Origin of the sequence: Fictibacillus halophilus (assembly GCF_016401385.1) — a bacterium.
In the GTDB taxonomy this organism is placed as follows: domain Bacteria; phylum Bacillota; class Bacilli; order Bacillales; family Fictibacillaceae; genus Fictibacillus; species Fictibacillus halophilus.
The window spans coordinates 810304-832276 of sequence record NZ_JAEACF010000001.1 but is presented as its reverse complement, the minus strand read 5'-3'; the positions used below and the strand labels follow the sequence as shown (position 1 = coordinate 832276).

Here is a 21973-nt window from a genome sequence, read left to right as displayed (position 1 = left end):
TAATGAATACATATTTCAGAAGATAAAGGTGATAATTAAATGCCACAGTCGAAGTTTTTTCGTATCGGTTACGGATTTCTCCTCATTTTTCTAATTATTTTAGTTGGAACAAAGATTGATTTTATTTTCAGGCCGATCGTCGTTCTTGTTCAAACGCTATTCTTCCCGTTTTTACTTGGCGGTGTACTTTATTATCTGTTCCGTCCTGTCGTTCAATTTTTGCATAAACGAAATGTGCCTAAGGTGTTATCCATCCTTCTCATCTACTTGCTAGCTATCGGACTATTCGTATTGCTGTTCTATTCTATTGGTCCAATACTACAAAGACAGGTGAGTAATCTGGTTGAAAATACACCTGCATTAATCGACGCTATTCGTTCTAAACTAAATGATTTACAGCAAAATGAATGGGTTAGCCGTTTCCAAGAAAGTGAACAATTCGATGTAAAAGAAATCTCTGATAAAGTGACTGCTTATTTGTCTACTAGTGTTCAAACAATTGGTACGAACATCGCAAACTTTATTGGAATCATTACAAACATTATTATGATTTTTGTTACCGTACCTTTCATTCTTTATTACATGTTAAAAGAAGGTGAAAAAGCTCCACAGATGGTGCTTCAAACGCTTCCGGAAAGACAGCGTACGAATGGAACAAAAATTTTAAAAGACATGGACATCGCTCTTAGCTCATACATCCAAGGACAAATCCTAGTCAGTGTCTGTGTGGGAACCATGCTATATATCGGATATCTTGTAATTGGAATCGAGTACTCGCTGATTTTAGCTATCATCGCTATGTTCACAAATGTAATTCCGTTCCTTGGACCGATTATTGGCGTCGTTCCTGCATTAATCGTAGCAATCGTTGACTCGCCAGCGATGGTCATCAAAGTACTAGTCGTTATGGTTATTGCTCAGCAGATCGAGGGTAATGTAATCTCTCCTCAAGTTATGGGTAAAAAGCTGGATATCCATCCGCTCACCATTATTTCAATCTTGCTTGTTGCAGGAAGCCTAGGTGGTCTGCTCGGATTGATTCTAGCCGTTCCAGTGTATGCGGTGCTTAAGGTTATTGCCCTGCACACGTATCGTTTGATTAATTTAAGAAGAGCAAAAGAAGTAGAAGAATAATTAGAAAATGAAAAAGAATACACGTTTGAGAGTAACGGGTCTCTTTTGAGGAAGAAAACGATAAAAAACAAGCCAAATCTCATAGTAATTAGCACTAAAAATCGCAGCGTAATTCGCTGCGATTTTTTCGTGGTATATAAGAGTTTTGGTAAAAAAGACTTTTATCACCTGAATAAGCACACCAATTCGCTGCGAATTGACATGCGAATCCACTTGTTAATTGACCTGCCAATTTAGCGGAAAAGGATGAAAAGGCGGTTAAATCAAATATATAATAAGTTAAAAATGTGTTGTCCTTATGCCACAAACGTGCAGGATTATGGCATATCCAAAAAAAGACAGAAATCATTTTCTGTCTTTTTACATTCTTAAAATCTGTATGATTCACCGTCATCTGGCACTAATACACTAGACGTAATCCCATTTTCACTTACAAACTTTTTTAATTCTTTTCTGGACAATCCCCAGTGGTTTACAGCTTCCATGTGGACAGCAATTACCTTTGCGTTAGGAGCAGCTTTATAAACCTCATAGACATCATCTTTGCCCATGACAAGAGAGCCGCCTTCAAAGAATTGGTTATCGCCTGCATTTACCACTATAACTTCTGGTTTATGTGTGTCGATTTCCTCTTGAACTGCTTCATACCATACCGTATCTCCAGCAACATATAATGTTTTCTCCGTTTGATGTTTGAAGACAATGCCACATACTAGACCAGCAAGTTTTAAGATTTCTCCTCTTCCATGCTCGCCTTTTGTTTTAATTAATTGGATACCTTCAAAGACCGTATCTTCTTGTAAAACCTCTACACGTTGAAAACCAGCGTTACGAATTTCTGTCACATCTTCTTCATTTTGGGAAAATAATTGGATATCCTTTGGTAATACTTCTTTTGCAACTTCATCCCAATGATCATAATGCAGGTGAGTAACAATAACTGCATCAATGCCTTTAATAATTTTTTTGAGGGAAGTCGGTAAGTCAACTAATGGATTTTTTTGTTCTTGTCTTGGTGAATTTGGGAAAGGAGGATATGTCCCTTTTTCCGCTAACATTGGATCGATTAAAAACTTTTTCCCTGCGTATTCTACAACTATTGTTGCATTACGAATTTGTTGTATATTCATATTTGTTATCTCCTCTTCTTTAAAATTTCCTCTGAACAATATATATTCTATATAATACCCACTGACCGATACATAGATTAATTTAAGTCTTTTGGCTGTTTGACTTTATTAATGAAAGGAGTTAAATAAAATGTTAGATAAGACGGACTTACGTATATTGGATGAACTATCCAAGAACAGTCGGCTCACGATGAAAGAGTTAGGTGAGAAAGTTCATTTAACTGGACCAGCTGTTTCAGCTAGAGTGGCGAAATTAGAGGATAGCGGAGTTATCGAAGGTTATACCATAAAAGTCAATCAATATAAATTGGGGTATTTTATACATGCTTTCATTACAATCTTTACGCAAAGTACTTTTCATCAGCCCTATTTGTCGTTCATAAAAACAAAAGAACAACACATAATCAATAACTATAAAATTAGTGGAGACGGTTGTTACCTTCTAGAATGCAAATTTCCTTCCAATGAAATATTAAATGATTTTTTGAAGAGCTTAAACGAGCATGCAAACTATAAATTATCGATTGTCATTGATAAATAATCCATTATTCAAAAAGTATAATCTTTGAAATAATTACACTTAAACTAACGGAGTTGTTAGGTTTAGCGCTCGTATTTTCTGTATGGCGCTCGTCCATCGTGCTTGTCAGCCGCTGGACGAGCGCCTAAACCACCATCTACTCTTTCATTACAAAAGAAAACACACCATTTCAATCAAATGAAATGGTGTGTAGTAATTATTGTGCTTCTTGTGGCTGTTTATCGTAGATCGGTACCCAGCCTTCTTTTGATTTGAAGATGCGTACAGCTACTACTTTACGATCCTCTTGCAGCGTGAAATAGTGACGGAAATTTTCTGGAACGGAGATAAGGTCTCCTGGCTCTAGTTCTACATCAAAGAATCTCCCATTAGGTCCTTCGATTGCAAAGATTCCATGTCCAGAAACGATGAAACGTACTTCATCATCTGTGTGGTGATGCTCTGCTAAGAAGTTTTTCAAAAGCTCATCTAAGTTTGGCGTCGCATCAGAAAGTGAAATGACATCTTCTGTCACATACCCTCTGCGCTCAGAGATATCATCGATCTCACTGCGGAAAGTTTGTATCACTTCTGCTTTGTCCTCATCACTTAATGCGAAATTTTCACGAAGATGCGCTGGAAGTTTTTCAATGTCCCACTTTTCGTAAATAACTTCCTGAGAGTTTAAATATGCTTCTACCTCACTTTGTTTTTCAATTCTTTCGTTGTTATCATGAAATCGTAGTTGTGCCATTTTTAACGCCTCCAAATGATTGATTTTTACTTAAGAAAGTTAAAGTTTGTAACTTGATGTGGTAAGAGAACAGAAACTCAAAAGCTTCTAAATGTTTCTTCGCTTCAAAAGCATTTCTCCCCCATACGGTAATACCATGATTACGGATCAAAACAGCTTTTGTATCAGGCTTTATTAAAGCACCGACCGCTTCAGATAACTTCGATAAATCACCAAAATTTTCCACTATCGGAACCGTAATACTGCCCTCTTCTTCCCAAATTCCAAAAGCCTTTATCAGTTCTTGGCCTTGAAATGTAATCTCTCCTACGTCACCGTACAACTCAGATATCAAGTTATTATCTACGGTGTGAACGTGTAAACAACAGCCTGCATCCGTTAAACGGTATACTTCACAGTGAATACCTGTTTCTGCAGAAGCTTTTAAGTGTGTTTCTTCTACCGGTTCCCCATACTGATCTACTAAAAGAAAGTCTTCTGAAGTACGTTTTGTTTTATCTTTTCCGCTTGCAGAAACATAAAAGGCGAGCGGGGAGTCGCTTACTTTAATAGATACGTTACCACTTGTACCGGGAAACCAATTCCGTGTTGCCAGCTCATCTTTCACATCAGCAAGCTCATTCCAACGCTGTTGTTTACTCAACTTTTTACACCTCTTTTCTCTAAGACATGAATGATGTCATGAAACGTTTCAAATGGTGTGTATGGTATTTCGTTTTCTTCACATTTTTCAATTAGATAATCTCTTGCGAAAACTACATCCGCCATCTTTGATGCTTGAAGATCAGTAATCGAATCACCGATTACAATCTTTTCTGCACGGGGATACTTCTCTTCTAGTCGTCTGATAACAGAAGGTTTGCAACATCCGCAATCATTGTTACATTGATCATCACATGCGTTCGGCCAAGTGATCTTTATCGTGTCACCGGTAAAGTCACTGGCGTTACAAAAAACATAAGCTGAGTCTAGCTTGTTCTCTAAAACAGGGTGAACAAAAAAATCAATGCCACCACTAACAATATACAAGGGGATACCTTCACTTTGAGTAAATTGAATGAATTCCTGGAACCCATCTCTGATCTTAGAACGTGTTAAAACGAATTCAACGATCTCTTGTTTTTTATCTGAAGAAATTCTGGAAAACATTTTCCCGACTCCTTCACGTATCGAGATTGTTTCATTCAAGATATCATTAACGATCGGTTGCCAGCCCTCAGGTGAAAATTCTTCCATGATTGCGACGATGTTGTCTTTTTCAGTAACAGTCCCATCAAAATCACAAAAGATTACCGATTGTTGTTGGGTTTTCATTTTACTGGCACCCCACCCCAAAGCTCTAATGCTTTTTGTAGTTCTGTATGTTTTTCAGCAAAACTCTCAAAGTCCTTCCCTTTAACGACTGCATCTATCGCTTGACGGAAAGCACGTGCTCCCCCTGCAGCGCCATCTGGATGACCATGTATTCCCCCACCCGCGTTTATAACACTGTCCAATCCGAAGTCATTGAATAGAACCGGTGTTAAACCGGGGTGGATACCAGCCGACGGCACTGGAAACGACTTGTTTAAAGAGATGCGATCTGTAGTTAATGACTCTGCAATGCTTAACGTTTCATTACGATCAAGTGCTACGCTTCCATATGGTGATGGGAACAACACAAGATCTGCTCCTGCATAACGAAGCAGTTTGCCTAATAATACGGAGTAACCAATTCCGTAGAGAGACGATGATCCTATAGCTCCGGATAATGCAGGATGTGCCATGATTGGAAGCGGAATCTCTTTATCCTCTGCCAATTCTTGCAATACATCTGGCCCGTAGGACAAAACGTTAAATAGTAATGCATTAGCTCCTAATTCTGCTGCGCGCCGGGCTTTATCTCGAAGTTCACTCGTTCTGCCTGTCAGGTTTACTGCGTAAAGCGTCTTTTCACCTGTTTGTTCATGAACGGACTTTAAGACTTCTTTAGCAATTTTTACTCTTTCTTCAAAAGGAGTAAGTGGATTCTCAAAAAGAATTTCATCATCTTTCACAAGATCTACCCCACCTAAAGCCTGCTCATATAATTGTTGCTTGAAGAATGATAGATCTTTTCCAAGTACCCCTTTAAAAATACTCATAACAAGTGGGCGGTTATGGACACCTATGATATCTCGAATTCCTGTTATTCCAAACTTTGGTCCGGGAAAATGTTGTTCTAAATCTCTATCAAACTCTAAATCTACGAGCTTGATCTCACCATCTAACGAAAGTTTACCAAAAACTGTAGTTAGAATAGCTGGAAGATCATTTGAAAAGTTCGCTGATGGGTAGGAAATCTTAAGCAAGCCTCGTGTTCTATGACTTCCTAAAAATTGATCAGCACGTGGATCTTCAGGAAGTTCGATCACTTCTTCCACATTACCTTTATGTTTTTTTAGCTGTTCTTGCTCAAGTTGAGGAAGATCTGTCCATGAACCTACAGTAAGTCCGAGCGCGATTCCTTCGGCTTTTTTTTGTAGGTTTTCTTTTTTATCATGTACTAAATACGTTGCTGTAATTTTACTCATGTTTGTAGTTCTCCTTTCAAAAACGCAAAAAACCCCTTCACGAGGAAGGGGTGTCTTCATATTGACAGTTCCGCTTCCTCTTATCTCTCAGCCAAACGCTCGACTGCAAGAATTAGCACCGTTTTCAGCTAATCATAGTTAACCGAATGGTTGCCGGGTTTCATCGGGCTAGTCCCTCCACCTGCTCTTAATAAGAGTGCAAATTGTTAGAATATAATTTTAATTGTGATTATGACAGGGTATGAAGGATCTGTCAACCAAAACCTTTAATATCCTATTAGTAAGCTTTAAAGTTTTTGAAAGATGTTGATCTCCGTTCCAGATACTCGCTTTCAACTAATCAAAGAGGATAAAGAATTAAATAAAACTTCTAAAATAATTTAGTAATTCGATCAGCAGCCTCGATCAAACGTTCTTCAGACGTTAATAGACCGGCACGTACATATCGATCGCCTTCACTTCCAAATCCGATTCCTGGTGCGACGACGACATGTGCTTTCTCAAGCAAATAGTCGGCGAACGTTTCAGATGTATACCCTTCAGGTACAGGCAGCCAACAGAAGAATGAACCTTTTGGCGATTCCACGTTCCATCCGTTTTCATTCAAACGTCCGATGAATGCATTTCGACGACTTTCATATGTATCTACCAGTTCATCCACACATTGCTGTGATCCGTTCAATGCCTCAGCCGCAGCATGCTGGACCGCTCCAAACAAGCTTACATAAAAATGATCTTGAAGAAGGTTAATAGATTCAATGACAGATTCATTTCCAACCGCGAAACCAACGCGCCATCCTGCCATGTTATACGTTTTGGAAAGGGTATAGATTTCTATTCCTACGTCCTTTGCTCCTTCTACCTGTAGAAAACTAACCGGCTTTTGTCCATCAAATCCGATAGCACCATAAGCAAAATCATGACACACAAGAATATCATGTTTGTTAGCGAGCTCTACTGTCTCTTTAAAAAATGATTCAGTTGCAACACCGGCAGTTGGGTTGTTCGGATAGTTTAAGAACATAAGCTTGGCTTTGTTCAATACCGTTTCAGGTAATTCATCATACTTCGGCAGAAAATCATTTTCTTTTCTTAAGGGCATTGTCTCCATCTTAGCACCGGCCATTGCAACACCTGACCAATAATCCGGGTATCCCGGATCTGGAACGAGTGCAACATCACCTTGGTTTAAATAACATTGTGATAACTCTACTAAGCCCACTTTCCCTCCAAAGAGTATCGCTACTTCTTTCTCGGGATCAAGTGTCACACCATATTCTCGTTTATAAAAATCGGCTGCTGCCTGCTTCAAAAATCCATGTCCGCGAAACGGTGAATACTTATGGAAATCAGCTCGATCTGCTCCCTCTTTTAACGCATCTACAATATGCTGCGGAGTGGGTTGATCGGGATTTCCTTGTCCTAGATTAATAACGTCATAGCCTTGCTCCACATAGTGAGATACTTTTTTTACAAGCTTGGCGAAAAATTGCTCTGGCAGTTTCCCCATCACTTCTGCCTGCTCAAAACGTTTCACGACGATCACTTCCAGTCTAATTTGAATGTTCTTGAAATTCTAATCAGTTATGTTATACGCTTAAATAAATTCTGTAAAGACTTTTTTTACAATCTGGAGGGTACAATCATGAAAATTGCCTGCATTCAAGTTGACATTCAATATGGCAAACCTGAAAAAAATTATGAACACATTGAAAATAAAATTCGTGAAGCGGTTGAACAGCACCATCCTGATACAATCGTTCTGCCAGAACTATGGGATACCGGATATGACCTAACCCGCTTAGATGAGATTAGCGATCACAATGGCGTAAAAGCGAAACAATGGTTAAGCTCCTTATCAAAAGAGCTTAATATCAATATTGTCGGAGGGTCTATCGCATACCGTGAAGAGGACTTAGTCTATAATACATCTCTGACTTACAACCGTAACGGTGAACAGATCGGCACCTACTCAAAAGCTCATCTGATCACACTGATGGAAGAAGAGAAATATATCTCGCCAGGAAAAAACAATACGCTGTTTACAATTGACGGTAATCTCTCCACTCTTTCTATCTGTTATGACATTCGATTTCCTGAATGGATTCGCGCACCGTTCTTAAACGGGGCTAAGATCTTATTCGTTCCCGCCGAATGGCCGATTCAAAGACAATCTCATTGGCGTGCCTTGCTTATCGCACGTGCTATAGAGAATCAATGTTATGTGATTGCTTGTAACCGTGTAGGAAGCGATCCTAAAAACACGTTTGCTGGTCAATCATTGGTTATCGACCCGTGGGGAGATATCATCGCTGAAGGTTCTGTGCACGATGAGGAGATCATCACAGCTGAGATCTTTCCTGAATTAGTAGACGATGTCCGTGTAAAGGTTCCTGTTTTTAACGACCGTCGAACAGATCTGTATTAAATCCATTTTAAAAATTTAGTGTTGACAGATCTTAACTTAACGTTGTAGTATAACGATTATGAATTGCGTGAATATTGTTGCGCATTGAAAAATCAAATAATTTTGGTCTCTTATCAAGAGCAGGTGGAGGGATATGGCCCGATGAAACCCAGCAACCGACCGTAATACCATTGCAAGATGGGGCGCCCGCATTATATGGGGAGCCGCTGATTAAGTTCAGCGCATGGCACGGTGCTAATTCCGGCGAAACATTTTGTTTTGCTAAGATAAGAGGCGCGGAAAATGATCATTCCGAGCCTCTTTTCTTATACGAAAAGAGGCTCTTTTTATTTGTAAAAAACTTTCCGGGGGGAACAAAAAATGAGCGTACAAGTAAGACCTACATACGAACCGTTAAACGAACTGACAGTCCTTGATGTGGTAAAACCTTTAGATTTTTTTGATGCATCCGAACAAAACCAACTGCATGTTAGAGAGATTGGAGATGGCAACTTAAACCTTGTTTTTCATATAGAAAGCGCAACTTCCAAAAAAGCATTGATCGTCAAACAAGCACTTCCTTACGCAAAAGTGGTTGGAGAAAGCTGGCCGCTCACACTAGATCGGGCCCGAATCGAGAGCGATGCTTTATTAAAAGAAGCTGAATCCGTTCCTCACTTAGTTCCGAAGGTTTTATTTTCAGATTCAGCACTTGCTGTCACAGTTATGGAAGATTTGTCTGATCATGTCATCCTTCGAAAAGGGCTTATTGAAGGACAAATTTACCCACAACTTGCTGAAGACATTGGAACGTTTGCTGCTAAAACAGCTTTTTACTCTAGCGATTTCTATCTGCATCCGTTTGAGAAAAAAGAACAAGTGAGAAAATTTTCAAATCCCGAACTTTGTAAAATCACGGAAGACTTAGTGTTCACAGATCCTTTTTTCAACATCGAAACGAACGACTTCCCTGCTGAACTTCAACCTGATGTTGATCGAATTTGGAACGACAAAGAGCTTTTAAAAGAAGTGGCTCAACTACGACTAGCCTTCTTAACAAAAGCTGAAGTTCTTCTTCACGGAGATCTGCATTCTGGAAGTATTTTTGTGAAAAGTGATTCAACTAAAGTGATCGATCCAGAATTTGCGTTCTACGGACCAGCAGGATTTGATATCGCTCACTTCATAGCTAACCTTGCACTTAATCACCTCTCTCAAAATGCTCATGCAAAAGAGCCGTTTCATCGTGACTCTATACAGTCTTATCTTTTACAAACGATTGAAAAGACGTGGGAAACATACAGAGAAACGTTCACACAGCTTTGGAACGAGAAAGCGACTGATCCTTTTGCTAAGACTGAAGGTGTACTTGAGAGCTTCTTGCAAAAAACGTTCCAAGAAGCGATTGGTTTTGCTGGATGTGAAATCATTAGAAGAACGATAGGACTTGCACATGTGGCGGATCTAGACTCTATTTCAAAAAGAGAGGTCGAGCTCTTTTATAAAAAAACAGCTCTTGAGTTAGGTGCAAAACTTATTAAGAATCAAAGAAAACTTACAAACATCACAGAACTTACTGACTGGATTAGAGGTGCTTAAAACATGACTGTAGCTGAAAAGTGGGTCCCTTCTGTTAGATACAGAGGTGACCATCTTCTTATATTAGATCAACAACAACTTCCCCATCACACGGTCTACTTAAACGTAACCACGATAGAACACGTGTGGGACGCAATTTCTAAGCTTAAAGTTCGAGGCGCACCAGCGATCGGAATCGCAGCAGCATTCGGACTCGCACTTTGGAGTAATTCCGAAAAAGAGATTGATCATGCTTTGTTTTTAAATCAATTGCAAAAACAAAGAGATTACTTAGCCTCCTCTCGCCCGACAGCTGTTAATTTATTTTGGGCTTTAGACCGTGTTGTGGCATCTGCCGAACGATCCGCTTCTGTAGAAGAAGCGAAAAAAAACATTGAAGCTGAAGCACTTTTAATTCAAGAAGAAGACGAGAATACTTGCAGAAAGATCGGTGAGTACGCCTTATCGCTACTTCAAGACGGAGATGCTGTGATGACGATCTGTAATGCAGGTGCCATCGCTACAAGCAAATATGGTACAGCTTTAGCACCTTTTCATCTTGCAAAAGAACAAGGCTGGAACCTATCTGTCTACGCGAACGAAACTCGTCCCGTCTTACAAGGATCTCGTTTAACAGCATGGGAGCTGCAAGCAAACGATATTGATGTGACATTGATCACAGATAATATGGCAGCCCACACGCTAAAAACAAAGAATATTAAAGCGGTGATCGTTGGATGTGACCGAGTGGCAGCAAATGGCGATACAGCTAACAAGATTGGAACTTTTGGTCTTGCTCTTCAAGCAAAAGCGCTTGGTATTCCCTTTTATGTTGCTTGTCCTCTCTCTACATTGGATTTAAAAACAACAAGCGGTGAAGATATTCCAATCGAAGAACGTCCGGAAGAAGAAGTCACTCATCTAAACGGTGTTCGTATTGCACCGGAAGGAATAAAAGTATTCAATCCAGCTTTCGATGTAACTCCCGCTGAATACATTTCAGCGATCATTACAGAAAAAGGAATCGTCAGTGGCAATTATAAAGAAGCGCTATCCACACTAAAGGAGGAAGAAAAGCATTGAGACCTTTCAGAATTATGGCAACCGCTTGCCTTACTACTGCCTTGTTCTTAACAGGATGTACCAATGAACAAGATGCTCTTTCCAACAAAACAGAAACAAAACCGGCCACTGCAAACGAGTCACAATCAAAACAAAAAAATACTGCTTCAACGTCAAGCAAAGTTCCAGAACAGCTTCAAAAACCTTTAAAAATCGCTTCGATTAATCAGTTCTCTATTGGAACTTTTTCTTCTCAATATATTAGTGGCGTAAAGAAGCAAGTTGAAGAATTCGGCGGTGAGGTGCAGATCTACAACGCTGATAACGATCTTTCAAAAATGGCAGCATATGTTGAAACCGCCGTTAACCAGCAAGTTGATGGAATCTTAATCGATCATGGTCGTGCTGATGCTATTGCTCCAAGTGTAAAAAAAGCAGTCGCAGCAGGAATTCCAGTAGTCGCTTTTGACAGTGATATCAACATACCAGGAGTAACAGTCATCGATCAGGATGACTATAGCCTTTCTTGGAATGCTTTAAGAAGCATGGCACAAGATCTGAACGGCAAAGGAGAAATCGTATACGTTTGGGTTGGCGGGTTTACACCGATGGAACGAAGAAACGTCATGTATGAAGCTTTTAAGAAACGTTATCCTTCGATTAAAGAGATCGCTCGATTTGGTACCGCAACACAGAATACAGCGCTTGATACGCAATCACAAATGGAAGCTCTGCTGCAAAAATATCCTAAAAAAGGTGACATTGATGCTGTATTTGCTCCTTGGGACGAATTCGCTAAAGGTGTAACTCGTGCGATCCAACAAGCTGGACGTGATGAGATTAAAGTATATGGTATCGACTTAAGTGACGAAGATCTGCAATTGATGCAAGAAGCAAACAGCCCTTGGGTTTCCACAGCGGCAACTGATCCTGCTGATGTTGGAAAGCTGCAAGTGCGCTTTCTCTATCAAAAAGTAGCTGGTGAAGAAACGCCTCAAATCTATAGTGTGCAGCCTCACCTTGTTGAAAAAGATGATTTGCCAAAATCTAAGGTTTCCATGGATGAGATCGGTAAGTATGTGGAAGGCTGGGGCAAATCTGATGCAGGAACATCACCATGGATGGAAAACTTAAGTAAGGATAATAAACAATGACGATACTCTCATTAACTTCTATACAAAAATCGTTTGGTGAACAGATTGTATTAAAAGGAGTGGACTTTACCGTGAAAAGCGGTGAGGTCCATGCTCTTTTAGGTGCAAATGGTGCAGGTAAAAGTACACTCATGAAGATACTGTCTGGTGATTATGAACGTGATGGCGGTGTTATCACACTGGATGAAAAAGAGCTGACCCTTAAAACACCAGCTCATGCAAAAGAGGCTGGCATCGAGATGGTCGTTCAAGAAGTGGATACCGCTCTCGTTTCCTCATTAAGCATTGCAGAGAACGTTACAATAAATACTTTCATCTCAGGCCCAGCCTTTTTCTCTTGGAAAAAAAGATATAAATTAGCTCGTGAGCTATTGAACAGAGTTGGTCTACACCTTGACCCTGCCCTTCCTCTCTCTCATTGCTCTTTAGCTGAAAAACAATTAGTACTCATTGCCAAAGCAATTTCCGAAGACATCTCTTTTATTATTCTAGATGAACCTACAGCCGCACTTAGTACGAAAGAAGCTCAACACTTGTTCTCTGTACTACGGGAACTTCAGAAGCAAGATGTTGGCATTATCTATATTTCTCATCGCTTACCTGAAATCATGGAGTTGTCGACAAGAGTAACGGTTCTAAAAGATGGATATGTGACTCTTCAAAAGGAAACATCTAATTGCTCTTCTGAAGAAATAGTACGTGCGATGCTAGGCAATGAACTAGTTGAACTATTGAACGATGAAGAAGATAGAATACTTGGTGATACCCTTTTAGAAGTCACACAGTTCAGAGTTCCATCAACAGGTGAATCTGTGACTCTTTCTGTTCGAGAAGGTGAAATTGTTGGAGTTGCCGGATTAGTAGGTGCCGGAAAGACGGAAACAGCCAGAGCATTGTTTGGTGCAGATCCGTCCAAGGATTCTCTTTACATTAAAGGTAAAAAAGTAAGAATACCTAACCCTCAAAAAGCCATATCAGCCGGTATCGGATTTGTTCCAGAAGAACGCCGGAAAGAAGGGATACTCGTTGATTATAATGTGGTTGAAAACTTAACACTACCTGTCTTGAAACAGTTTACAAAGTTTGGTTTCATCCAAAGAAAACAAGAAAAAACTGAAGCTGAAAAATGGATTAAACAGCTCGGGATCAAGACACAAAAATCGTCTCTTCTGCTGAACCATTTAAGTGGAGGCAATCAACAAAAAGCATCGATCGGTAAATGGCTTCTTACAGACGGAGATGTATTTATTTTCGATGAGCCGACTAAAGGTATTGATGTTGGAGCTAAGCAAGATGTGTTTCAATGTATCAAGAACCTAGCCGCTAACAAAAAAGGAGTTCTCTATTTTACGAGTGAGATACAAGAACTGCTCGCTTTTTGTGACCGTATCCTTGTCATGTACGATGGGAAAATTGCTGGAGAATTGAACAAAAAAGAAGCTACAACTGAAAAAATTATGCACTATGCAACTGGAGGTCATTATGGCACAGTACGTTCATAAAGAACACGTTGAGAACGATATAAACACCACAAAACTCTCATTTCAAGAAAAGATTTTTCCTTTTCTTTACCGATATGGCACACTTCTTGTCATATTATTAACTGTTATTGGCTTTAGTCTAGCAAACGATAAGTTTCTAAGCTATCAAAACTTTACGGATATCTTACGCTCTGTTTCTATTATTACATTGCTCGCAATCGGTGTAACCATCTCTCTAATCGTTGGTGGTTTTGACCTTTCTGTCGGATCAACGGCTAGCCTTGCGACCGTTACGAGTGCTGCTGCTCTCGTTCTCTATCGCCAAGAAACAATCATCGCCATTCTCATCCCGATTGCAATTGGTTTATTAGTAGGTCTATTAAACTCGTTCTTCGTTGTAAAAGTGAGGCTACCAGACCTTCTCGCAACACTTGCTGTTATGTATATAATCAATGGTTTGCACCTTACATTCACTAAAGGATTTTCAATCTACAACAATATGCCCTTATCAGAAGGTGGAACAGCTCCTGGCGTTTTCCTTCCTTCTTTCTTATTTATCGGTCAAGGTGAAATATGGTCTGTTCCGGTACCTGTCATCATCATGCTGATCGCCGTTATTGTCGTTCATGTCATCCTACAGCAGACTCGTTTTGGCAGATTATTGTATATTACAGGCGGAAATGAAGAAGCAGCCCGATTATCCGGTGTGCCTGTTCAGCGTTACAAGATGTATGCTTACCTTTTATCTGCTTTCTTTGCCACTCTTGCGGGTATCTTGTTAGCCGCTAGAATCGGTACAGGTCAAGTCTCTGCTGGTGCGCCTTTGTTGATGGACGGCGTTGCAGCTGCTTTTATTGGTTTTTCTGTATTTGGTGCAGGTAAACCGAACGTGATCGGTACTTTTGTTGGTGCGGTTTTAATCGGTATACTCCTTAATGGTTTAACGATGCTGAACGTACCGTACTACGCACAAGATATAGTAAAAGGTTCTATACTGATTGGCGCCCTTGCGTTTATGTATTATGAAAAGAAAAAATAAAACGAAAAAAACAGCACACTCTTTATGGAGTTGTGCTGTTTTTTGCTGACAGAAACTTCTTTAAGAACTCAGTCGCTTCACAAACAGGCATAGGCTTACTGATTATGTAGCCTTGTGCAGTATGACAGCCATATTCTTGAAGTAATTTCATCTGTTCATATGTTTCTACACCTTCTGCCACTGTTGAAAGTGATAGTCCTTCACACATCATGATAATTGCTTTAATGATCGCTGCATCACTTGTGTTAAAAAAGTCATCACTAAGATGTCTGATAAAGCTTTGATCAATTTTTAAATAATCAACTGGGAAATCTTTTAAATAACTAAGAGAACTGTAACCAGTACCAAAATCGTCGATTGATAACCGAACACCTAGCTCTCTTAATTCCTGCATGATGCTAATGCTGTATTGTACATTTTGAATCATCGTACTCTCTGTTAATTCTAAATGTAGGTATTCTGCAGAAATTCCAGCCGTCTCGATCGCTTCTTTTACTTCATATACAAATGATAATCTTTGAAACTGTCTACCCGAAACATTAACAGAGACAGACAGATAAGGAGCTCCATTATCATGCCATCGTTTTAGTTGTTTGCACGATTCGAATAGAACAAAGCGACCAATCTCATCAATAAGTCCGATCTCTTCTGCTAAGGGTATAAACTGCATCGGAGAGACTAGCCCTAATTCAGGATGATTCCATCTTACAAGTGCCTCGAATCCAATGATTCTTTCCGTTTTCAAACAATATTGAGGCTGAAAATAGGGTTCAAGTTCACCCTTTTGAACAGCCTTTCGCAAAAAGCCTTCTAGCTTTAGTCGCTCAAGTGTGAATGCGTTCATATCACCAGTAAAAAATTCTCGTTTACCCCTGCCCTTTTCTTTTGCTTTATGCAGAGCGGTGTCAGCATTCTTAATGAGAACATCTGCACTCGTGCTATCATTTGGGTAGATGCTTACACCAATCGATGTACTAACGGTATACTCTTGGCCATCTAGATAAATCGGCAATTGTAGTGCTTCTTCTATCCGATCTGCTGTATCGATGACGTCTGCTGGCTTTTCAATCATTAAGATTAAAGTGAACAAATCTCCAGCAAAACGGCATAACAAGTCTTGACTATGAATCACCTGTCTAAGCTGATTGCTTACGTGCCTTAACACAACGTCGCCGATATGGTGACCCAGACTCTCATTAATGATTTTAAAATGATCGATATCGACAAACATTACAGCTAATAAATGGTTTGAATGATCACTATCAGAAACCAGCTCTCTTAACCTTTTTTCGAATAAACTTCGGTTTGGTAAACCAGTTAACGAGTCGTGAAATGCTAGCTGTTCGATCTCTTCTTCCGCTTTCTTCTGCCATGTAATGTTCTTTCCGATCCCATATACACCAACTACTTGATCGTTCACGACAATTGGAATGTTCGTGATGCTGCTTAAAATGTGACCGCCATCTTTTTTCTTAATACTCGCAACAAAATTTTGTGGTTTATCATGTACGGCGATCCTGAAGTGTTCAACAACCCGTTTATGGTCTTCATCACATACAAATTGCAGCGCGTGGGTTGAGAGTAACTCTTCTTCTGAATACTCTAAGGACTGGACGAGCGCATGATTTACACTCGTTATGTATCCCCTTAAATCCATGGAATAGATCATATCTGGATTATGGTTGAACAACGACTTATAGCGCTGTTCAGATTCAATTAGATTATCATTAAGCTCTTCCATCTCTTTCGAATTCATCTTAATTAAATGAGACAGCGCTAAATATTCATCCATCTCTTTCATTCTTACACCTCATCTGTCCAATGAACCAATTTATAAAATGATACGTGCTACCATTTATATCGGTGTACAGTAGGCATTGTTAATAAAACAAACTATGGTTATTTTATCCAATTAAAAAAGCCGCCCTTTAAAAGGCGACTTAGAACGCATTAACCAAGAACGGAATAACCGTAAAATAGCACTAATAATAAAGTAATCCAGAAAAACACCCAATTGAGCAAGCGGCTTTCACCACGTTTTTTTTGTACAAGGATGATTTCCATCAATCCAATGAGGACAACTCCTAAAGTTCCTTTAATAATAATCGGCCCTTGATTAACAATACCTGGGTCCGTTAAATAGCCAGCAAGCATGTGGCCACCTGTTGCCAGGATCGCTAAGTACAAAACTCGCAGAATCATATGCAAAATTTTTGATTTTTTTCCGGCATTTTTTTTGTATAGCATATACGTTACAAAAAACAAAATTAACGCCAGGAACCAAGATGTTACGTGAGCATGAATCATAAATATATCCTCCTATGTATAATTCTCCATATTACTATACCACGAACTCCCTAGAACAAGGCAATCAAAAGAGTTTCCCCTGTAAAGTAAGCACTTTCATTGCTATAATAGCAATGTGAGAAATCTTGCAGAATAGAGGTGTTTCCTTTGAAACAGACAGAAACGAAAAATACGGAAACTGTAATTTCAAAAACGGAACAATATGGTGCACAAAACTATCATCCACTTCCTATCGTTATCTCGGTAGCTGAAGGTGTATGGGTAACAGATCCTGAAAATAACCGCTACATGGACATGCTAAGTGCATACTCTGCGGTAAATCAAGGACATCGACATCCTAAGATCATTCAAGCACTAAAAGACCAGGCAGACAAAGTAACACTAACATCACGTGCATTCCATAACGATCAACTTGGAGACTTTTATGAAAAAGTATCAAGTTTAACTAAAAAAGATATGGTATTACCGATGAACACAGGTGCTGAAGCTGTTGAAACGGCTATTAAAGCAGTCCGCCGCTGGGCATACGATGTAAAAGGTGTTGCAGATAATCAAGCGGAAATCATCGTATGTGAAGGAAACTTTCATGGTCGTACAATGACAGCCGTATCCATGTCATCTGATCCCGATTACCAACGTGGATTTGGTCCGATGCTTCCTGGAATCAAAGTGATCCCTTATGGTGACTTAGACGCGCTGAAGGCTGCAATCACACCTAACACAGCAGCTTTCATTCTAGAGCCGATCCAAGGTGAAGCTGGAATTGTTATTCCACGTGAAGGTTTCTTGAAGGAAGCGCTTGACGTTTGTAAGTCTGAAAATGTACTTTTTGTAGCTGATGAAATTCAATCTGGACTTGGGCGTTCTGGTAAGATGTTTGCTTGTGACTGGGAAGAGATCGAGCCAGATATGTACATCTTAGGAAAAGCACTTGGCGGCGGCGTAATGCCGATCTCATGTGTAGCAGCAAATCGCGAAATTCTCGGCGTGTTCAATCCTGGATCTCACGGATCAACTTTCGGTGGAAACCCACTCTCTTGTGCGGTATCTGTCGCTTCTGTAGACGTGCTTGTAGAAGAAAACTTAGTTGAGCGTTCTCTGAAACTTGGTGAATATTTCTTAGGCGAGTTAAAGAAGATTGATAATCCAGTAATCAAAGAAGTCCGCGGTAAAGGTCTGTTTATCGGTGTTGAATTAAACGAACCAGCACGACCTTATTGTGAGCGTTTAAAAGAGCAAGGCTTGTTATGTAAAGAAACACATGAAAACGTTATTCGTTTCGCACCACCATTAATCATTTCTGATGAAGATCTGGATTGGGCGATCGAACGCATTAAAAAGGTACTTTCTGTTTAATTTTTATGAAGAGCTGACTCTATGCGGTCAGCTCTTTTGTTTTTTAGCATAAAAGAAGTCATTTGAGTTCAGTTTTCGGTGCCAAAACCGTTTTCAAATGATACCACATGGGGTATTAAGCAGTACTAGCGATATTGAATCCACAAAAAATAGGGCCCAATCCAAAAGTTTTGACTGTTAATCCACGAGATTTGACCTCTAATCAAAGACTTTTAGCGATATATCCACGAGTCTACAATCCTCGACAAATTCCATCTTGCATTATACCCCTTACATATACGTAAAGAAGCAGCCTACCACCGGCTGCTTCTTTACGTCCAAACTTTTATAGAGCTTTCACCATTCCGCCATCAATCAACAATGACTGACCAGTGATATATGTGTTTGCGCCAGAGCATAGAAACACGACCATCTTTGCAAACTCTGCAGGTTCCCCGTATCGACCAAGTGGGATACCACTTTCCATCGTATTCCTAACCTCGTCCCGTGAAACTCCTTTTTTATCAGCCATCATTTGATCTAATTCACCTACTCGATCTGTTCCGATGCGCCCCGGACCAATCGTATTAATGAGAATACCATCTTTTCCCAACTCTTGTGAAAGACTCTTTGATAATCCATTAATCGCTGTTCGGAAAGTGTTTGATAAGATGAGCCCATCGATTGGCTGTTTAAAGGAAGATGAAGCAATGTTCACGATGCGTCCTCCGCCTTTTTTGATCATGTTAGGAGTAACCGCACGAACGGTACGAACAAGACTGAGTAGCGTTAACTCGAATGCTCCCTGCCAGTGCTCATCTTCAAAATCATTAAATGTACCTGCAGGAGGACCACCTGCATTGTTCACGAGCACGTCCACACTGCCAAACTTCTCTACTGCTGCGGCTACAAGCTCATCGATCTCATTACGCTGTGTGATGTCACATTTTTTATAGAAAACATCCGCACCTGTTTCACGCTTTATCTCTTCAGCAGTTAGAGAAAGCTGTTCTTCATCTCGGCTTGTCAGCATCACGTTCGCACCTTCTCGCGCAAATTCCAGTGCGCAAGCTTTTCCAAGCCCTTTACTTGAAGCAAGGACAAGTACATTTTTTCCTTTTAACCCTAAATCCATATCACATTCACCTGGTTTCTTAGAGAGATTTTATAAGACGAAACTTACGTATTTCGTTTCTAGATAAGCTTCCATACCTTCCACTCCACCTTCACGACCAAGACCGCTCTCTTTCATACCGCCGAAAGGTGCTTGTGCAGCAGACGGAACACCATCGTTCCAGCCGATGATTCCGTAATCTAAACCTTCAACAACCTGAGTTCCTTTGGACATGCTTTCCGTATAAACATACGCCGCCAATCCAAAAGGACTTGTGTTAGCAAGGCGGATACCTTCTTCAACACTGCTGATCTTATGGATCGGTATGACTGGACCAAACGTTTCTTCATTCATGATGAGCATATCTTGTGAAACATTTTTTAGGACGGTCGGCTCGTAATAATAACCTCCATCCTCAGCTCTTCCTTTTCCTCCTGTTACACACTGTGCACCATTTGAAACAGCGTTTTCCACGTGCTCAGAAATTTTTTCATATCCATCTTTGTTAATGATCGGACCGATATCTGTACCTTCTTCCAATCCGTTTCCTACTTTTAGTTTCTTTGCTTCAACAGCCACTCGTTCTACAAACTCTTCATATACACTTTCTTGCACGTATACTCGGTTAATACAGATACACGTTTGACCTGCGTTACGAAACTTAGAAGCTACTATTCCAGCGACTGCTTTATTTAAGTCTGCATCCTCAAGAACAACGGCTGGAGCATGTCCACCTAGTTCCATAGAAACATTCTTCACAGTTGCGGCACTTTGCTCGATCAATTTCTTTCCGATCTCAGTAGAGCCTGTAAAAGTCACTTTTCTTACTTTCTCAGAATCCATAATGGCTTTGCCGATCACAGAAGAAGATCCTGTTACAAGATTGATGACGCCTTTTGGAAAGCCTGCTTGATGTGCTAATTCTACTAACTTAATCGCTGTAAGTGGCGTTTCCTTTGGTGGTTTTACGATAAACGTACAGCCTGCAGCCAGTGCAGGACCGAGCTTTCTTGTGATCATTGCTGCTGGGAAGTTCCATGGCGTGATGGCCGCAACTACCCCAACAGGCTGACGTAAAACTTGCATTCTTTTATTTTCAGCACTTGAAGGAATCGTACGGCCGTAGATACGCTTTCCTTCTTCTGCATACCACTTAATAAAAGATGCGGCATACAACACTTCGCCTACAGATTCTTTTAACGGTTTTCCCATCTCAAGAGTCATTAGCTCTGCTAGTTCATCTTTTTGTTCGATCATTAAGTCATGCAGTTTCATAAGATAGTCAGCGCGCTCATAAGCGGTTAACTTTGACCAGCTCGGAAATGCTTCGTGCGCTGCATCGATCGCAGCATCTGTTTCTTCTTTTCCACAAGATGCTACAGTCCCGACCACTTCACCGTTAGCAGGGTTATATACCTCTATTTTTTCAAGAGAATTTCCTGTCCATTCACCGTTAATATAAAGCAGCTTTTCCATGTGAATTCCTCCTCTATGTAACTAGTTAATTCGACTTCATTCTACTATTTCATTACGAAGTGTCCCGATTCCTTCAATTGAGATCTCGATTGAATCTCCAGGCTTTAAAAAAACAGGAGGTTTCATGCCTTTACCTACTCCAGCAGGTGTACCTGTTGCGATAATATCTCCGGCTTCAAGGGTCATGCCTTTTGAAAGCTCGGTGATCATCGTCGGTATGTCAAAGATAAGATCAGATGTGTTTCCGTTCTGTCTAATCTCTCCGTTCACTTTTGTCACAATGGAAAGGTTGTTCGGGTTTGATACGTCAGAGTGATGAACAATCCATGGCCCCATCGGGCAAGTACCATTCAGACTTTTTCCGAGTAAAAATTGTTTATGTTTTTGCTGAAGATCACGAGCCGTAATATCGTTGATGATCGTAAAACCAAAAACGTAATCCATCGCTTCTTCCTTCTTTATACTCGTACCCGTTTTGCCCATAATTATAGCTAACTCACCTTCATAATCTAGTTGATTGGTTATAGAAGAATGACTGGGAATCCCTTCATCATGACCGATGACAGACGTGGGTGCTTTTGAAAACACCATGATATCTTCCGGAATGTCTGCTTCACTTCCCATCTCAATCGCATGATCGCGGTAATTTTTCCCGATGCAAAATACATTTTTCCCTGGACGGGGAATCGGTGCTTTTAATTGGATCTTATTGAGTTCGTATGTATGGTTTGGTACTAGATTAGAGTGAATCAAGCTCCCTACCTTCTCTAAAAATTCGTCACCAAGAGTAATTGCCTCGAGTAGGGTTGAAGGGAACTCCATCTCGCTGTTTTCCGCGAGCTCTGATACATTTATAATCTTTTCATCTCGTACGAGGCCTATGAAGCACTTGTTATTTTTAACAGCTGTAACCCATTTCACAATAACCTG

The 21973-nt window shown here is 40.2% G+C and carries 20 protein-coding genes and 2 riboswitches; of the genes, 9 read left to right on the top strand and 11 right to left on the bottom strand.

Annotation, left to right across the window (positions count from 1 at the left end):
* Positions 1-39 precede the first annotated feature (39 nt).
* Entirely contained in the window at positions 40-1134 is a 1095-nt protein-coding gene (locus I5J82_RS04390; RefSeq protein WP_198766830.1) for an AI-2E family transporter, read from the top strand.
* Between the two features lie 368 nt (positions 1135-1502).
* Here the strand turns inward: I5J82_RS04390 and I5J82_RS04385 are convergent, their stop codons facing one another.
* Positions 1503-2264 carry an MBL fold metallo-hydrolase gene (locus tag I5J82_RS04385; protein WP_198766829.1) on the bottom strand — a complete coding sequence of 254 codons (762 nt, stop codon included), beginning with the start codon at positions 2262-2264 and terminating at the stop codon, positions 1503-1505.
* A 130-nt stretch (positions 2265-2394) separates the two neighbouring features.
* Between I5J82_RS04385 and I5J82_RS04380 the strand changes: the two genes are divergently transcribed.
* Positions 2395-2805, top strand: a complete 411-nt coding sequence (locus I5J82_RS04380) for an Lrp/AsnC family transcriptional regulator (RefSeq protein WP_198766828.1) — start codon at positions 2395-2397, stop codon at positions 2803-2805.
* Between the two features lie 196 nt (positions 2806-3001).
* Here I5J82_RS04380 and I5J82_RS04375 read toward each other — a convergent pair whose 3' ends face one another.
* From I5J82_RS04375 to I5J82_RS04355, 5 genes are all read right to left on the bottom strand, one after another.
* Positions 3002-3538, bottom strand: a complete 537-nt coding sequence (locus I5J82_RS04375) for a 1,2-dihydroxy-3-keto-5-methylthiopentene dioxygenase (RefSeq protein WP_198766827.1) — start codon at positions 3536-3538, stop codon at positions 3002-3004.
* The gene (locus I5J82_RS04370) at positions 3516-4181 is read right to left on the bottom strand and encodes a methylthioribulose 1-phosphate dehydratase (protein WP_198766826.1); all 666 of its coding nucleotides are present in this window, start codon (positions 4179-4181) and stop codon (positions 3516-3518) included. The genes I5J82_RS04375 and I5J82_RS04370 overlap by 23 nt, the downstream gene beginning before the upstream one ends.
* Positions 4178-4852, bottom strand: coding sequence for a 2-hydroxy-3-keto-5-methylthiopentenyl-1-phosphate phosphatase (locus I5J82_RS04365; protein ID WP_198766825.1), 675 nt, complete (start codon positions 4850-4852; stop codon positions 4178-4180). Before I5J82_RS04365 ends, I5J82_RS04370 begins: the two co-directional genes overlap by 4 nt.
* Positions 4849-6090 carry a 2,3-diketo-5-methylthiopentyl-1-phosphate enolase gene (locus I5J82_RS04360; RefSeq protein ID WP_198766824.1) on the bottom strand — a complete coding sequence of 414 codons (1242 nt, stop codon included), beginning with the start codon at positions 6088-6090 and terminating at the stop codon, positions 4849-4851. The genes I5J82_RS04365 and I5J82_RS04360 overlap by 4 nt, the downstream gene beginning before the upstream one ends.
* Before the next feature lie 77 nt (positions 6091-6167).
* Positions 6168-6287, bottom strand: a riboswitch (SAM riboswitch).
* Between the two features lie 173 nt (positions 6288-6460).
* The gene (locus I5J82_RS04355; protein WP_198766823.1) at positions 6461-7627 is read right to left on the bottom strand and encodes a pyridoxal phosphate-dependent aminotransferase; all 1167 of its coding nucleotides are present in this window, start codon (positions 7625-7627) and stop codon (positions 6461-6463) included.
* Positions 7628-7648: 21 nt separating this feature from the next.
* Here I5J82_RS04355 and I5J82_RS04350 point away from each other — a divergent pair, with 21 nt between their 5' ends.
* From I5J82_RS04350 to I5J82_RS04325, 6 genes are all read left to right on the top strand, one after another.
* Positions 7649-8518: a carbon-nitrogen family hydrolase gene (locus I5J82_RS04350; protein ID WP_408610379.1), complete on the top strand. Its 870-nt coding sequence runs from the start codon at positions 7649-7651 to the stop codon at positions 8516-8518.
* Between the two features lie 107 nt (positions 8519-8625).
* A riboswitch (SAM riboswitch) is annotated at positions 8626-8791 on the top strand.
* Positions 8792-8878: 87 nt separating this feature from the next.
* The gene (gene mtnK / locus I5J82_RS04345) at positions 8879-10096 is read left to right on the top strand and encodes an S-methyl-5-thioribose kinase (RefSeq protein ID WP_198766821.1); all 1218 of its coding nucleotides are present in this window, start codon (positions 8879-8881) and stop codon (positions 10094-10096) included.
* Positions 10097-10099: 3 nt separating this feature from the next.
* Positions 10100-11158: an S-methyl-5-thioribose-1-phosphate isomerase gene (mtnA, locus tag I5J82_RS04340; protein ID WP_198766820.1), complete on the top strand. Its 1059-nt coding sequence runs from the start codon at positions 10100-10102 to the stop codon at positions 11156-11158.
* A gap of 14 nt (positions 11159-11172) precedes the next feature.
* Positions 11173-12291, top strand: coding sequence for a sugar ABC transporter substrate-binding protein (locus I5J82_RS04335; RefSeq protein ID WP_198768911.1), 1119 nt, complete (start codon positions 11173-11175; stop codon positions 12289-12291).
* The gene (locus I5J82_RS04330; RefSeq protein ID WP_198766819.1) at positions 12288-13793 is read left to right on the top strand and encodes a sugar ABC transporter ATP-binding protein; all 1506 of its coding nucleotides are present in this window, start codon (positions 12288-12290) and stop codon (positions 13791-13793) included. Before I5J82_RS04335 ends, I5J82_RS04330 begins: the two co-directional genes overlap by 4 nt.
* Positions 13774-14811: an ABC transporter permease gene (locus I5J82_RS04325; RefSeq protein ID WP_198766818.1), complete on the top strand. Its 1038-nt coding sequence runs from the start codon at positions 13774-13776 to the stop codon at positions 14809-14811. Before I5J82_RS04330 ends, I5J82_RS04325 begins: the two co-directional genes overlap by 20 nt.
* A gap of 22 nt (positions 14812-14833) precedes the next feature.
* Here I5J82_RS04325 and I5J82_RS04320 read toward each other — a convergent pair whose 3' ends face one another.
* Positions 14834-16612, bottom strand: coding sequence for a sensor domain-containing protein (locus tag I5J82_RS04320; RefSeq protein ID WP_198766817.1), 1779 nt, complete (start codon positions 16610-16612; stop codon positions 14834-14836).
* A gap of 149 nt (positions 16613-16761) precedes the next feature.
* Positions 16762-17118, bottom strand: a complete 357-nt coding sequence (locus I5J82_RS04315) for a DUF1516 family protein (protein ID WP_198766816.1) — start codon at positions 17116-17118, stop codon at positions 16762-16764.
* 147 nt (positions 17119-17265) lie between these two features.
* Between I5J82_RS04315 and I5J82_RS04310 the strand changes: the two genes are divergently transcribed.
* On the top strand, positions 17266-18474 hold the full coding sequence (locus tag I5J82_RS04310) for an ornithine--oxo-acid transaminase (protein WP_198766815.1): 1209 nt from the start codon (positions 17266-17268) through the stop codon (positions 18472-18474).
* Between the two features lie 325 nt (positions 18475-18799).
* Here the strand turns inward: I5J82_RS04310 and I5J82_RS04305 are convergent, their stop codons facing one another.
* The 3 genes from I5J82_RS04305 to I5J82_RS04295 are packed head-to-tail and all read right to left on the bottom strand — an operon-like array spanning position 18800 to position 21964.
* Entirely contained in the window at positions 18800-19588 is a 789-nt protein-coding gene (locus I5J82_RS04305; protein ID WP_198766814.1) for an SDR family oxidoreductase, read from the bottom strand.
* A 30-nt stretch (positions 19589-19618) separates the two neighbouring features.
* Entirely contained in the window at positions 19619-21043 is a 1425-nt protein-coding gene (locus I5J82_RS04300) for an NAD-dependent succinate-semialdehyde dehydrogenase (protein WP_198766813.1), read from the bottom strand.
* Positions 21044-21079: 36 nt separating this feature from the next.
* On the bottom strand, positions 21080-21964 hold the full coding sequence (locus I5J82_RS04295; RefSeq protein ID WP_198766812.1) for a fumarylacetoacetate hydrolase family protein: 885 nt from the start codon (positions 21962-21964) through the stop codon (positions 21080-21082).
* Positions 21965-21973 lie beyond the last annotated feature (9 nt).